This window comes from Bacillus cereus group sp. BceL062 (genome assembly GCF_051780025.1).
Classification (GTDB): Bacteria; Bacillota; Bacilli; order Bacillales; family Bacillaceae_G; genus Bacillus_A; species Bacillus_A toyonensis.
The window spans coordinates 1-15,075 of the sequence record NZ_JBPWGY010000010.1; the positions used below are offsets into that span (position 1 = coordinate 1).

Consider the following 15,075-nt stretch of genomic DNA (forward strand, 5'->3'; position numbering starts at 1 on the left):
TATTAGGCACGCCGCCAGCGTTCATCCTGAGCCAGGATCAAACTCTCCAATAAAGTTAGTTTGTCTAGCATCTAAAAATAAAAATTGACGTTTCACGTTGTTTGTTTCGTTTAGTTTTCAAAGTTCAATATCGCGTTTCAGCGACTTTTATAATATATCATAGTATATTATTTTCGTCAACAAGTTTTTCAAGATAACTTGTATCTCTCATTTGCTGACTCTGCCTATTATATATAGTTTCTTATTGCTATGCAAGTATTATTATAAAAAAATAAAGAGAAGGGAGAATCCCCTCTCTTATTCTTCAGAAGAAACCTCTTCACTAGTTTCTTCTTCTTCATCCTTTTGCGCTTTTGCTACTGTTGCTACCTCTTGCTCATCCTCTAATCGAATTAGACGAACACCTTGTGTATTACGTCCCATTTGAGAGATTTGATCAACCGGCATACGAATAATAACACCCGCGGCTGTAATTAACATAATGTCTTCTTCACCTGTTACAGATTTAACTGCTACTAATTTACCGTTCTTATCTGTAATGTTACAAGTTTTCAGACCTTTACCACCACGACTTTGTAGTCGATACTCTTCAACTGGAGTACGCTTACCGTACCCGTTTTTCGTTACGATTAAGACATTCGTATCTTCTTCAACAATTTCCATACCTACTACTTGGTCCTCTTCGCCTAGTGTAATAGCTTTTACACCAGCTGCATTACGGCCCATAGAACGCACATCTTGTTCATTGAAGCGAATTAACATACCGTTGCTTGTCCCTACGATAATATCTTTATCGCCAGATGTTAAACGTACAGAAATCACTTCATCTTCTTCACGAAGCGAAATTGCAATTAAACCGTTCGTACGTATATTTGCAAATGATGAAAGTGGCGTTCTCTTAGAAATACCTTGTTTCGTTGTAAAGAATAGGAACTGGTCATCACCAAACTCACGAATTGGAATAATGGCATTGATCCACTCACCCTTATCTACCCCTAATAGGTTAATAATCGGTAGCCCTTTCGCAGTACGACTATACTCTGGAATTTCATATCCTTTCGTACGGTATACTTTACCCTTGTTTGTAAAGAATAAAATATGATCATGAGTGGACGTTGTTAATAAATGTTCAACAAAGTCATCATCATTCGTACCCATTCCTTGTACACCACGTCCCCCGCGGTTCTGTGTTTTGTACGTAGAAGCTGGCAACCTCTTAATATAACCGTTATGAGTTAACGTAATCGCAATGTTTTGCTCAGGAATTAAATCTTCATCTTCAATAAATTCCATACCGCCAATTGTAATTTCTGTTCGTCTCTTATCATTGAAACGTTCTTTTACTTCTGTTAATTCTTCACGAATAATCTCAAGAACTTTCTCTTCATCTGCTAAAATCGCTTTTAATTCAGCAATTAACTTCATTAAGTCTTGATATTCTTGCTCGATTTTTTCACGTTCTAATCCAGTTAAGCGTTGCAGACGCATGTCTAAAATCGCTTGCGCTTGTTTCTCACTTAAACCGAAACGTTCCATTAAGCCCTGCTTTGCAATATCTGCCGTTTTTGAACTACGAATTAACGTAATAACTTCATCAAGATGATCTAAAGCAATTCGTAACCCTTCTAAAATATGAGCACGTGCCTCTGCTTTTTCTAATTCATAAGCAGTACGTCTACGGATTACTACCTTCTGGTGCTCCAAATAATGATATAAGTTTTGTTTTAAATTTAGTACTTGAGGCTCTCCATTTACAAGAGATAACATATTAATACCAAAACTTGTTTGAAGCGCTGTATGTTTATATAAATTATTTAATAGTACATTAGCATTAGCATCACGACGTACTTCCATAACGATACGCATACCATTACGATCGGATTCATCACGTAAATCTGTAATACCTTCAATTTTCTTATCGCGAACTAATTCTGCGATTTTTTCAATTAATCGTGCCTTATTAACTTGATAAGGTAGTTCCGTTACGATAATAGATTGTTTACCGTTTGACTTCTCTTCAATTTCAACCTTAGCACGAAGCATAATAGAACCGCGACCTGTTTCGTAAGCTCTTCGAATTCCACTTCGCCCTAAAATTAAACCTGCCGTCGGAAAGTCTGGCCCAGGAATATATTCCATCAATTCCGCGATAGTAATATCAGGGTTATGACTTAATGCCAGCACACCATCAATTACTTCGCCAAGCTGATGCGGCGGGATATTTGTTGCCATACCAACAGCAATACCTGTCGTACCGTTTACTAATAAATTAGGGAAACGCGCTGGTAATACAATCGGCTCTCTTTCCGAACCATCGTAGTTATCTTGATAATCAATTGTATTTTTTGAAATATCACGTATTAATTCCATAGAAATCTTAGACATTCTTGCCTCTGTATAACGCATTGCCGCTGCTGAATCTCCATCTACAGAACCGAAGTTACCATGCCCATCAACAAGCATATAACGTTGACTGAAATCTTGCGCCATACGTACCATCGTTTCATAAACAGCTGAATCACCGTGGGGGTGATACTTACCAATTACTTCACCAACAATACGTGCTGATTTCTTATACGCTTTATCAGCTGTAATTCCTAAATCATTCATCGCATATAAAACCCTACGATGCACAGGTTTTAATCCATCACGAACATCTGGTAATGCACGAGATACGATAACACTCATTGCGTAATCTAAAAATGAGGTACGCATTTCATGACTAATATTAATTTCTCGAATTCGTGCTTGTTGTTGATTGTCTGACATCAACGAGCACCTCCTCTTACATTTCCGTTACACATACATTGATTTATATGTAGAAGACAGGAATACTTAGATTCCTGTCATTACTCATTTAAATATCAAGGTTTTTCACGTATTTTGCATTCTCTTGGATAAAGTTACGACGTGGTTCCACTTTATCACCCATTAAAATTTCAAACGTTTCGTCTGCTTCTATTGCATCTTGAAGAGAAACTTGAAGTAACGAACGTACTTCTGGATCCATTGTCGTCTCCCATAGCTGAGTTGGATTCATTTCTCCAAGACCTTTATAACGTTGAATTCCTGGTTTCGGCTGAGCTGGTAGCTCAGCTAATATCTTTTCAAGTTCTTTATCGTTATAAGCATATTGAATTTTTTTACCTTGTTGTACTTTAAACAAAGGTGGCTGCGCAATATATATATAGCCACACTCAATGATTTGACGCATATAACGATAGAAGAACGTTAATAATAGGGTACGAATATGCGCACCATCAACATCGGCATCGGTCATAATAATAACTTTATGATAGCGTGCTTTTTCAATATCGAAGTCTCCACCGATATTTGTACCGATCGCCGTAATAATTGTACGAACTTCATCATTTGATAAAATTTTATCTAAGCGTGCTTTTTCAACATTAATAATTTTACCTTTCAGCGGTAAAATCGCTTGGAAATGACGATCGCGTCCTTGTTTTGCAGATCCACCCGCAGAGTCACCCTCTACGATATAAATTTCACTAATTGCTGGATCTTTAGAAGAACAGTCTGCCAATTTCCCTGGTAAACTTGAAACTTCTAAAGCACTCTTTCGGCGAGTTAGCTCACGAGCCTTTTTAGCTGCTACACGCGCACGCGCTGCCATCGTTCCTTTATCTACAACTTTACGTGCAACATTGGGATTTTCCAGTAAGAACTTTTCAAAAGCCTCTGAGAATACTGACTCCGTAATCGTTCTCGCTTCACTATTTCCAAGTTTCGTCTTCGTTTGCCCTTCGAATTGCGGATTTGGATGTTTAATTGACACGATTGCTGTTAAACCTTCACGAACATCTTCACCAGTTAAATTACTATCCGCATCTTTTAAAATGTTATTTTTACGGCCATAATCGTTAATCACACGTGTTAGGGCAGTTTTAAATCCTACCTCATGTGTACCACCTTCATACGTATGAATATTATTTGTAAATGAGTAAATATGATTTGTATATCCTTCGTTATATTGAAGCGCAACTTCAACTTGAATACCATCTTTTGAACCCTCTACATATACAGGCTCTTCATGAATTGGTTGTTTTGAACGATTTAAATGTTCAACATATGATTTAATTCCACCTTCATAGTGGAACTCTTTCTTTTGTTTATGTTCACGTTTATCTTCAATTGTTAATTTAATATTACGATTTAAAAACGCCAACTCACGCATACGAGTCGCTAGCGTATCAAATTCATATTCTGTCGTCTCTTTAAAAATTTCTGGATCCGGTTTAAAGCGAGTTATTGTTCCAGTTTTATCTGTATCACCGATAACTTTTAAATCTGCAACCGGAATACCTCTTTCGTATTTTTGGTAATGAATTTTACCGTCACGATGTACAAATACTTCTAGTTCTGTTGACAAGGCATTTACAACAGATGCACCAACACCATGCAAACCACCAGAAACCTTATAACCGCCACCGCCAAATTTACCACCAGCGTGGAGGACAGTCATAATAACCTCAACTGCAGGACGTCCCATTTTTTCTTGTATACCAACTGGGATACCACGGCCATTATCCGTTACAAGAATACTATTATCTTCTTCAATACTAACGTTAATTTCATCGCAATATCCTGCTAATGCTTCATCGATACTATTATCAACAATTTCCCATACAAGGTGGTGAAGTCCTTTCCCACTCGTAGATCCAATATACATACCTGGACGTTTCCGAACTGCCTCTAGTCCTTCAAGTACCTGTATCTGACTTTCATCATATGCATTTTCTTGCATTTGTTTTTGTTCCATTGACACAAAGATCACCTACTTTTCCATTTAAACAGGGGTTTATGCCCTATCTATTTCACAATCTACCGTGCCGTTCGTTACATGAATTGTTTTCGCGTCTTTCAATGTTTCGTGTTCAATTCCGTCGACACTCGTCGTTGTAACAAATGTTTGCACCTTTCCTTGAATTGTATTTAACAGATGTGATTGACGATAATCGTCTAATTCTGATAAAACATCATCCAGCAAAAGGATTGGATATTCTTTAACCTCTGAATAAATCAATTCAATTTCAGCTAATTTTAGGGATAGTGCAGTCGTTCGTTGTTGTCCTTGCGAACCAAAGACTTGAACATTTTTACTATTAACGAAGAATTGTAAATCATCACGATGAGGACCAATTAAAGTCGTACCACGGAAAATTTCACGTTGTTTCACAGATTGAAAACTTTCATAGTATACTTCTTTTATTTTCGACAAATCCATTGATTCTGATACATCTACACTCGGTTTATAAATAATTTCTAATTCTTCTAATCCACGGCTTATACCACGATGAATTGGGGCTGCCCATTCTTGCAGTAAATGTAAAAAATCAAAACGCTTTTGCAATATTTTTGCACCGTGTTCAATCAGTTGCAGTGTAAATACATCCAACATCGTTTCCTCATTTTTACTATTCCCTTGCATTTTTTTTAGCAAGTGGTTTCGTTGCGTGAGCACTTTTTGATATTGACTTAATTCATACAAATAAACAGGAGCTATTTGTCCTAATTCCATATCTAAAAAGCGTCTTCTTACTTGAGGGCTTCCTTTTACAAGATTTAAATCTTCTGGGGCAAACATGACAACATTCATTTCGCCAATATATTGACTCAACTTTTGTTGTTCAAGTTGATTTAATTTTGCCTTTTTACCTTTTTTCGAAATATTTAATTCTAAAGACAAAGAACTATTTCTCTTTTGTAATTTCCCTTTAATTTGACCGAAATCTTCATCCCAACGGATAAGCTCGCGGTCATTGGAGGTTCTATGAGATTTCGCCATCGCTAACACATAAATAGCTTCCATCAAATTTGTTTTCCCTTGCGCATTTTCGCCGATAATTACATTCACTTTATCTTCAAAGGAAAGCTCTAATTTTTCATAATTGCGATAGTTTTTTAATTGTATTTCTGAAATAAACAAAGGGCTCCCCCTTTATGCCTGAACTTGGAAAGTTCCGCTACCCGGAATTTCAATAATATCGTTCGCATATAACTTGCGACCTCTTCTGTTTTCAAGTTCTTGATTCACGTACACTTCATATTCTTGTAAAAACCATTTTACAGCGCCACCTGTATCGATTACATCAGCTAACTTTAAAAATTGTCCTAGTGTAATATACTCTGTTGAAATTTTAATACGTTTCATAAAATCGCTCACTTTCTCAAAGTGTTCATTCTTTCATTGTACTAAATAAACTAGCATTAGGAAAGTAATACCCCAAAATCAAATAAGGGCTACTAGCATCTTTAAACTAGCAACCCTTATTTTCTATCTAGTAAGTACGAACTGGTAAAATTAATTGAGTAATTGAATCATCATTTACTGTACGAATTAAGAATGGTCTCATTGCCCCAGTAAAGCTAATCTTAATCTCTGTACTATCTAAAGCTTTTAATGCATCCATCATATATTTTGCACTAAAAGATATTTTTAATTCTTCTCCATCTACGTTTTCACATTGAACTTCTTCCACTACTTTTCCGATTTCCGGAGAATTAGAAGAGATTTCCAACATTTTTTGTTCTAACGTTGATAATTTTACAACATTATTGCGGCCGTCTCTTGCTAATAGTGAAGCACGATCAATGGCCTGTAGAAATTCTTTTGTATTCACAAAAATATCCGTCTTACTCTCTGCTGGAATTAGACGTGTTGTATCAGGATAATTTCCTTCTAACAATCTTGAGAAGAATAATAAATGTTTTGTACGGAATAATACTTGATACTCCGTAATAACGATATCTACCATTTCTTCCGACTCATCTAGAATTTTACTTAATTCATTTAGGCTCTTACCCGGAATTACAACATTTGCTTGAAACGCATCTGCAATATTATATCCTTCGATTTTTGCTTTTCGAAGTGCTAGTCTGTGACTATCTGTTGCAATACAAATTAATTCGCTGTTATATACCTTCCAGTTTACACCTGTCAAGATCGGTCTTGTTTCCGAAGTAGAAACTGCAAATACAGTTTGTCTAATCATATGTTTAAGTAAGTCTGTTGGAATCTTAAAAACATGATGCTCTTCAATCTGTGGTAATAATGGATATTCAGCAGAATCTAAACCATTTAAGTTAAACTCTGATTTTCCAGATTTTATTTTTGTCATAAAATGATTTTCCACAGAAATTTCGACAGTGTCTTTCGGTAATTTTTTTACGATCTCACTAAAATATTTTGCTTGTAAAACAATACTTCCTGATTGTCCTATCTCTACAATCTCTTTTCCGTCCTCTTCGACGGGAATAAAGGATTCAATAGAGATGTTTGCATCGCTTCCTGTTAGTGTAACCCCTTCTTCAGTAGCGACAACTTTAATTCCTGTAAGAATTGGAATTGTTGTACGAGAAGAAACAGCCTTCATTACATCCTGTACACTTCTTACAAGATAGTCTTTTTGTATTGTAAAACGCATAAAGAAAAACCTCCGGTAAGTATAAGATTTTATTTAATTAATAAAGATAAAAAATAGTAGTAATAGTAATAGGGCTTGTGGATATGTGGATAACCCCGTTGAAAGATGTAAAAACAGTCTATCTACATGTGGATAGACTGTGCGTAAAACAAGGAGAGTTATTCACACTATTCAGCTACTACTTTAAAATATCATTAATTTCTTCGACTTGTTTTTGCAATTGCGTATCCGTTTTTAGTAGCTTAGAAATTTTTTCATGGGCATGGATAACGGTTGTATGGTCACGTCCACCAAATTCTTCACCTATTTTAGGTAAAGAGGAATCTGTAAGTTCGCGTGATAAATACATTGCAATTTGACGAGGAAACGCAACTGATTTTGTACGCTTTTTCGCTTTAAAATCTTCTAATTTTACTTGGTAAACGCCCCCGACAGCTTTTTGGATATCATAAATAGAAATAATTTTTGGTTTAGAATTTGGAATAATATCTTTAAGTGCTTCAGCTGCTAAATCAGCATTAATATCTTTGTTAATTAAAGATGAATAAGCTACAACTCGGATGAGCGCACCTTCTAATTCACGAATGTTTGAATCGATTTGATTTGCGATATACAGCATAACCTCGTTTGGTATATCAAGTCCTTCAGCTTTTGCTTTTTTACGTAAAATCGCAATTCGCGTCTCTAAATCTGGTGGCGTAATGTCCGTAATGAGTCCCCATTCAAAGCGAGAACGAAGACGATCTTCTAAAGTTGGAATTTCTTTTGGTGGCCGATCACTTGAAATTACAATTTGTTTGCTTTCTTCGTGTAATGCATTAAATGTATGGAAAAACTCTTCTTGAGTTTGTTCTTTTCCAGCAAGAAATTGAATATCATCTATCAATAAAACATCTACATTGCGATATTTATTACGAAAATCGACTGCTTTATTATCACGAATAGAGTTAATGAATTCATTTGTAAATTTTTCGGATGATAAATATACAACTTTCGCGTTTGGATTGTGTTCAATTACATAATGACCGATCGCATGCATTAAATGCGTCTTTCCAAGCCCAACGCCCCCGTAAATAAAGAGAGGATTATATGCTTTAGCTGGAGCCTCGGCTACAGCTAATGAAGCAGCATGGGCAAAACGGTTACCAGAGCCAATAACAAATGTATCAAATGTATATTTTGGATTTAACATGCTCTGTGGTAAATGAGTAGAATCATCTTGTGCTCGATTTTTTTTTATAGGAGGAAGATCGATATCCTCTTCAGCTTGACTTTGGGGAATAATAAAGCGAATAGCCAATTTTGCCCCTGTTAAATCATAAAGTGTTTCCGAAATGAGTTCTGAGTAATGAGATTCTAGCCAATCACGAGCAAATTCATTTGGAGCTGTAATCGTTAATACGTCTTTCTTTAAGTTATGTGCTGTTGTTGACTTCAACCACGTTTCATAACTAGGTTTACTGACCTTTTTTTCAAGTTCTTTTAAGGCACTATTCCATAAATCAGAGATGTTTTCCAAAGGTGTCCCTCCTTTACTAAGATGGTAAAAGAATAAGGTTGCGCAACAAATGTACAACCCAATAAATAGTAAGTGTATATTTATACGAAACGTCTTTTAAAACCTAAAAACGTCGTTTGTATATGAGATAGGGTTTTCGACAAAAAAAGCAAATGTGGACAACTATTTACCCACATGTGATTAAAACTGTCCACATGTTATACACAAATTGTGGATAAAATAAACATGTGGGAAACTTATTCAAAGTGAAAACACAACTATAATATCAAAAAAAAGTAGCTATAGCAATGAAATTAAGAAAGTTATCCACAAAATCAATACCTTGTGGAATAAACTTGTCCACAATACGATATACTGTGTAAAAGTGAGAAAAAAGTTTGTGGATATAAAAAACAGAAAAAAACATTTATCCACAAGGAAATATAAGAATTGTGAAAAAGAATGTGAACAGGTTCAAAATGAATATTTGATGAAAATTTCGAGAACCATTGACATTTTCCTAGTTGATTAACTATAATTTATAAGACTGTCTTTAACAGATATTCCTCAGGGAGGTGTCATATAATGAAAAGAACTTACCAACCAAATAAACGTAAGCGCAGCAAAGTACATGGTTTCCGCAGCCGTATGAGCACAGCGAACGGACGTAAAGTGCTAGCAGCTCGTCGTCGTAAAGGAAGAAAAGTATTATCTGCGTAGACCACTGATCGTTCAGTGGTCTTTTTTTCTAATAATAGTGAATTTCCGCTGATGAAATACAGGAGTGTCAATTGATATGAAGAAAAAAAATCGTATAAAGAAGAATGATGAATTCCAGGAGGTTTTTCAAAAAGGAAAATCAAATGCGAACCGTCAGTTTGTTGTATACCAACTAAATAAAGAAGAACAGCCAAATTTTCGCATCGGTCTTTCTGTTAGCAAGAAGATAGGAAACGCAGTAGTTCGTAATCGAATTAAGCGTATGATCCGTCAGTCCATTACAGAATTGAAAGATGAGATAGATTCTGGAAAAGATTTTGTTATAATAGCAAGGAAGCCTTGTGCAGAGATGACATATGAAGAAGTAAAGAAAAGCTTAATTCATGTCTTTAAACGCTCTGGTATGAAAAAAATAAAAAAGTAGCGTAAGGAAATGAATTACACTATATACATACCGATACAAGGAGGAGTAGGCTTTGAAAAAGAAATTAGGTTTACTAGCCATGGTTGTTGCGTTAATGGCAATTACTGCTGGCTGTAGTGAAGTAAATCAGCCAATTACACCGAAAAGCACTGGGATTTGGAATGAATATTTTGTATATCCACTATCTCAGTTAATTACGTATTTTGCTGAATTATTCGGTAAGAATTATGGTTTAGCAATCGTCGTTACAACTCTTATCATTCGTTTTGCATTATTACCACTAATGATCAAACAAACGAAGAGTACGAAAGCAATGCAAGCATTACAACCAGAAATGGTGAAGTTAAAAGAAAAACATAGCTCTAAAGATCAAGCAACACAGCAAAAATTACAACAAGAAATGATGCAGTTATATCAAAAAAATGGTGTAAATCCATTAGCCGGTTGTTTACCAATATTTGTTCAGATGCCTATTTTATTCGCATTTTATCATGCGATTATGAGAACATCAGAAATTAGTAAACATACATTTTTATGGTTTGATTTAGGACAGGCAGACCCTTACTATATCTTACCGGTTGTTGCAGCGATTACGACATTTATTCAGCAAAAGCTTGCAATGGCAGGAACTGCTGGTCAAAATCCACAAATGGCAATGATGATTTGGCTTATGCCGATTATGATTTTAATCTTTGCAATTAACTTCCCAGCGGCATTATCACTTTACTGGGTTGTTGGTAATATCTTTGGTATCGCTCAAATGTACTTTATCAAAGGGCCAGAAATTAAGGCTAGTAAGGCTGGAGGATCAGGTAAGTGAGTGTAATTACTGCTAAAGGACAAACAGTCGAGCTGGCAGTAGAAGATGCTTTAAGGCAATTAAACACTTCAAAAGATCAAGTTGATATAAATATTATCGATGAGGGTAAAAGGGGATTCCTAGGCTTATTTGGGAATCGTCCTGCAGTAGTAGAAGTTGTATTGAAGAAAGATCCCATTCAAGAATGTGAAGAGTATTTAAAAAATGTTATTCGCAACATGGGTGTGGAAGTCGAGATTAGTAAAATTGTAAAGGGACGCGAAGTTGAATTTACAATTTCTGGTGATAATGTAGGTGTTTTAATTGGAAAAAGAGGTAATACGTTGAACTCTTTACAGTATTTGACAAAACTTGTCGCGAATCGCCATACGAAACAGTATATTGGTATCACACTAGATGCTGAAAATTATCGTAGTAAAAGAAAAAGTACGTTAGAATCGCTTTCTTATCGATTAGCAAAACAAGTGTCTAAAACGAAAAAAAGAGTTGTTTTAGAGCCGATGCCATCTTTTGAACGAAAAATTATCCATCAAGCATTATCTAATCATCAAGATATCAATACAACTTCTGAAGGAAATGAACCACATCGGCATGTTGTAATATCTTCCAAATGACCGGTTACTCAAATGAGTGCCGGTTTTTTTGAGGGGAAAACAGATGTGGATAACTAAAAACACTAAACTTATCCACTGTGAATAAGTTTAGTGTTTTTTACATGAGGACATAATAAAATGAGTTATTATTCTTTTGTAGATAGGTTCGTTATGGTATTCTAATAATTTAGTGAAGAAAATAATCGTGTTGAAATAGAGATAAATAAGCAGGTGAGGTGAAAGGACATGGAATTTGATACAATTGCTGCGATTTCCACAGCGCTTGGAGAGGGCGCAATTGCCATTGTTCGAGTAAGTGGGGATGATGCGGTTGAAAAAGTTAATCGTATTTTTAAAGGGAAGGACTTAACAGAGGTTCCTTCTCACACAATTCATTATGGTCATATTGTTGATTTAGATACAAATCAAGTTATTGAAGAAGTTATGGTGTCTATTATGCGTGCACCAAGAACTTTTACACGCGAAAATATAGTAGAAATTAACTGCCACGGTGGACTTGTTTCGGTAAATAAAGTATTGCAGCTTATTTTAGCGCAAGGAGTACGATTAGCAGAGCCTGGTGAATTTACAAAACGTGCTTTTTTAAATGGTCGTATTGATTTATCACAAGCAGAAGCTGTCATGGACTTAATCCGTGCAAAAACAGATCGTGCAATGAACGTAGCGATTAATCAAATGGAGGGGCGATTATCTAAATTAATTGGCCGCCTGCGTCAGGACATATTAGAAACGCTAGCTCATGTTGAGGTAAACATAGATTACCCAGAATATGATGATGTGGAAGAGATGACACATAATATTTTAATTGAGAAAGCGACACATGTTCGTGCTGAAATTGCAAAAATATTAGAAACATCGAAGCAAGGGAAGATTTTACGTGAAGGTATTGCTACTGCAATCATCGGTAGACCTAACGTTGGGAAGTCATCGCTATTAAATAGTCTCGTTCAAGAGAAAAAGGCAATTGTAACTGATATTGCAGGAACAACTCGTGATGTTATTGAAGAGTACGTTAATGTGCGTGGTGTACCACTTAAACTTATAGACACAGCCGGGATTCGTGAAACGGAAGATGTTGTTGAACGAATTGGGGTAGAACGTTCAAAAGAAATGATGAGCCAAGCAGATTTAGTGTTAATTGTCGTAAATTATAGTGAGGCTTTAACAAATGAAGATGAAGATTTATTCCGTGCGGTACAAGGAAAAGATTTCATTGTTATTGTGAATAAGACGGATTTACCGCAAGGAATTGATATGGAACGTGTTGCAGAATTGGCTGCGGGAAATCGTGTTATTACAACATCCTTAATCGAGGAGCAAGGAATAGATGAGCTTGAACAGGCGATAGCTGAGCTATTCTTTGAAGGAACAATTGATTCTGCAGATATGACATATGTTTCTAACGCAAGGCATATCGGATTATTAACACAAGCAGAAAAGACAATTGGAGATGCAATTGAGGCAATAGAAAATGGTGTTCCGATTGATATGGTACAAATTGATTTAACGAGAACGTGGGAAATACTCGGTGAAATTACTGGTGATACTGTCCATGAAAGCTTAATTGACCAGTTGTTCTCTCAATTTTGTTTAGGAAAATAATATGGCGATGTTTCAGAAAGATAGAGATTATTAGGAGGAATAAATAATGGGATACAATGCCGGTTCATACGATGTTATAGTAATCGGTGCAGGTCATGCAGGATGTGAAGCTGGTCTTGCGGCAGCACGAATGGGCTCCAAAACATTAATGTTAACAATTAATTTAGATATGGTAGCGTTTATGCCATGTAACCCTTCTGTTGGTGGACCAGCAAAAGGGATTGTTGTTCGTGAAATTGATGCATTAGGCGGAGAAATGGGACGCAATATTGATAAAACGCATATTCAAATGCGTATGTTAAATACAGGTAAAGGACCAGCTGTACGTGCACTTCGAGCACAAGCAGATAAGTTCTCTTACCAACATGAATTAAAGAAAACAATTGAAGAAACACCAAATTTAACTTTGTTCCAAGGAATGGTAGAGCGTTTAATCGTTGAAGATGGCGTATGTAAAGGGGTAATTACGCAAGCGGGTGCTGAATATACAGCAAAAACAGTCGTAATTACAACTGGAACATTTTTACGTGGTGAGATTATTATGGGTGATTTAAAATATTCGAGCGGTCCAAATAATCAGCAACCATCTATTACATTATCTGAGCATTTAGAGGAGCTTGGATTTGATCTTGTTAGATTTAAAACAGGTACACCTCCTCGTGTAAACAGCAATACAATTGACTACAGTAAAACAGAAATTCAACCGGGTGATGATAAACCACGTGCGTTCTCTTTTGAAACGACGAAATTTATTATGGATCAAATTCCATGTTGGTTGACATATACAAGTACGGAAACACATCGTTTAATAGATGAAAATTTACATCGTTCAGCTATGTATTCTGGTATGATTAAAGGAACAGGACCTAGATACTGTCCTTCTATTGAAGATAAAGTAGTAAGATTTAATGATAAACCACGTCATCAAATTTTCTTAGAGCCAGAGGGACGCAATACGCAAGAAGTATACGTACAAGGTCTATCTACAAGCTTACCAGAAGATGTACAGCGTGACATGCTTAGAACAATCCCGGGGCTGGAAAATGTCGAAATGATGCGTACAGGTTATGCAATTGAGTATGATGCAATTGTGCCAACGCAATTATGGCCAACACTTGAAACGAAAAACATTAAAAATTTATATACAGCAGGACAAATTAACGGAACTTCTGGTTACGAAGAAGCGGCAGGACAAGGGCTTATGGCTGGAATTAATGCGGCATGTCGATCTTTAGGTAAAAAAGAAGTTATTTTAGGGCGCGAGGATGCTTATATTGGTGTCTTAATTGATGATCTTGTAACGAAAGGTACAAATGAACCATATCGTTTATTAACATCTCGTGCAGAGTACCGTCTATTATTACGCCACGATAATGCTGATCTTCGTTTAACTGAAGTTGGTCGTGAAATCGGATTAATTAAAGAAGAGCGCTATGAGCGATTTACAAATAAAAAGTTACAAATTGAACAGGAAAAGGAACGTTTAGGTAGCATTATTATTAAACCACGTCCTGAAGTTCAAGAATTAATTCGTAGCATTGGTGGAAGTGAATTGAAAGACGGAATACGTGCAAGTGACTTATTACGTCGTCCAGAGATGACATATGAGCATATTCATCTTTTAGTACCAAGCGAAGTAGAATTAAGTGATGAAGTTACGGAACAAGTTGAAATTCAGACTAAGTACGAAGGATATATTGAAAAATCATTACAGCAAGTAGAGCGTATGAAGAAAATGGAAAATAAAAAAATCCCTGTGGATATTGATTATGATGCAATTTCTAGCCTTGCTTCAGAAGCTAGACAGAAATTGAAAGATGTTCGTCCACTTTCAATGGGGCAGGCTTCACGTATTTCTGGCGTAAATCCAGCAGATATTTCCATTTTACTTGTGTATATTGAACAAGGAAAAATTGCGCGCGTATCGAACCAATAAATAGTAAGGAGCTATC

The 15,075-nt window shown here is 36.0% G+C and carries 12 protein-coding genes; 6 read left to right on the forward strand and 6 right to left on the reverse strand.

The annotated features are described in order from the left end of the window. Window positions 1–297: 297 nt before the first annotated feature. The 6 genes from gyrA to dnaA form a co-directional block, all read right to left on the reverse strand. Window positions 298–2,769 (reverse strand): DNA gyrase subunit A, encoded by a 2,472-nt coding sequence (gene gyrA, locus ACS2MN_RS21525; RefSeq protein WP_001282862.1) that lies wholly within the window; start codon window positions 2,767–2,769, stop codon window positions 298–300. Window positions 2,770–2,857: 88 nt separating this feature from the next. Then, complete coding sequence (gyrB, locus tag ACS2MN_RS21530; RefSeq protein ID WP_000435980.1) at window positions 2,858–4,780, reverse strand: DNA topoisomerase (ATP-hydrolyzing) subunit B; 1,923 nt, start codon at window positions 4,778–4,780, stop codon at window positions 2,858–2,860. 39 nt (window positions 4,781–4,819) lie between these two features. Next, a complete protein-coding gene (recF, locus tag ACS2MN_RS21535) occupies window positions 4,820–5,947 on the reverse strand; it encodes a DNA replication/repair protein RecF (protein WP_000470741.1) in 1,128 nt (375 codons plus the stop codon). Window positions 5,948–5,959: 12 nt separating this feature from the next. Continuing rightward, window positions 5,960–6,172 carry a S4 domain-containing protein YaaA gene (gene yaaA, locus ACS2MN_RS21540; protein ID WP_000821369.1) on the reverse strand — a complete coding sequence of 71 codons (213 nt, stop codon included), beginning with the start codon at window positions 6,170–6,172 and terminating at the stop codon, window positions 5,960–5,962. Window positions 6,173–6,299: 127 nt separating this feature from the next. Then, window positions 6,300–7,445, reverse strand: a complete 1,146-nt coding sequence (gene dnaN, locus ACS2MN_RS21545; protein ID WP_001212897.1) for a DNA polymerase III subunit beta — start codon at window positions 7,443–7,445, stop codon at window positions 6,300–6,302. Window positions 7,446–7,623: 178 nt separating this feature from the next. After that, entirely contained in the window at window positions 7,624–8,964 is a 1,341-nt protein-coding gene (gene dnaA / locus ACS2MN_RS21550) for a chromosomal replication initiator protein DnaA (protein ID WP_000428014.1), read from the reverse strand. 564 nt (window positions 8,965–9,528) lie between these two features. Here dnaA and rpmH point away from each other — a divergent pair. The 6 genes from rpmH to mnmG all read left to right on the forward strand — a co-directional run bounded on the left by rpmH (window position 9,529) and on the right by mnmG (window position 15,059). Next, window positions 9,529–9,663, forward strand: a complete 135-nt coding sequence (rpmH, locus tag ACS2MN_RS21555) for a 50S ribosomal protein L34 (protein WP_000831901.1) — start codon at window positions 9,529–9,531, stop codon at window positions 9,661–9,663. Between the two features lie 76 nt (window positions 9,664–9,739). Beyond that, the gene (rnpA, locus tag ACS2MN_RS21560) at window positions 9,740–10,087 is read left to right on the forward strand and encodes a ribonuclease P protein component (protein WP_000728890.1); all 348 of its coding nucleotides are present in this window, start codon (window positions 9,740–9,742) and stop codon (window positions 10,085–10,087) included. Between the two features lie 52 nt (window positions 10,088–10,139). After that, window positions 10,140–10,907: a YidC family membrane integrase SpoIIIJ gene (gene spoIIIJ, locus ACS2MN_RS21565; protein ID WP_000727744.1), complete on the forward strand. Its 768-nt coding sequence runs from the start codon at window positions 10,140–10,142 to the stop codon at window positions 10,905–10,907. Beyond that, window positions 10,904–11,521 (forward strand): RNA-binding cell elongation regulator Jag/EloR, encoded by a 618-nt coding sequence (gene jag, locus ACS2MN_RS21570; protein ID WP_000111507.1) that lies wholly within the window; start codon window positions 10,904–10,906, stop codon window positions 11,519–11,521. Before spoIIIJ ends, jag begins: the two co-directional genes overlap by 4 nt. 225 nt (window positions 11,522–11,746) lie before the next feature. Continuing rightward, complete coding sequence (mnmE, locus tag ACS2MN_RS21575; protein WP_000393771.1) at window positions 11,747–13,123, forward strand: tRNA uridine-5-carboxymethylaminomethyl(34) synthesis GTPase MnmE; 1,377 nt, start codon at window positions 11,747–11,749, stop codon at window positions 13,121–13,123. A gap of 46 nt (window positions 13,124–13,169) precedes the next feature. Further along, window positions 13,170–15,059, forward strand: coding sequence for a tRNA uridine-5-carboxymethylaminomethyl(34) synthesis enzyme MnmG (mnmG, locus tag ACS2MN_RS21580; protein WP_000541048.1), 1,890 nt, complete (start codon window positions 13,170–13,172; stop codon window positions 15,057–15,059). The last annotated feature ends 16 nt before the right edge of the window (window positions 15,060–15,075 follow it).

Coding starts and splice junctions, on each gene's coding strand:
- gyrA (WP_001282862.1), bottom strand. CDS start 2,769: ATGTCAGACAATCAACAACAAGCACGAATTCGAGAAATTAATATTAGT.
- gyrB (WP_000435980.1), bottom strand. CDS start 4,780: ATGGAACAAAAACAAATGCAAGAAAATGCATATGATGAAAGTCAGATA.
- yaaA (WP_000821369.1), bottom strand. CDS start 6,172: ATGAAACGTATTAAAATTTCAACAGAGTATATTACACTAGGACAATTT.
- dnaN (WP_001212897.1), bottom strand. CDS start 7,445: ATGCGTTTTACAATACAAAAAGACTATCTTGTAAGAAGTGTACAGGAT.
- rpmH (WP_000831901.1), top strand. CDS start 9,529: ATGAAAAGAACTTACCAACCAAATAAACGTAAGCGCAGCAAAGTACAT.
- rnpA (WP_000728890.1), top strand. CDS start 9,740: ATGAAGAAAAAAAATCGTATAAAGAAGAATGATGAATTCCAGGAGGTT.
- mnmE (WP_000393771.1), top strand. CDS start 11,747: ATGGAATTTGATACAATTGCTGCGATTTCCACAGCGCTTGGAGAGGGC.
- mnmG (WP_000541048.1), top strand. CDS start 13,170: ATGGGATACAATGCCGGTTCATACGATGTTATAGTAATCGGTGCAGGT.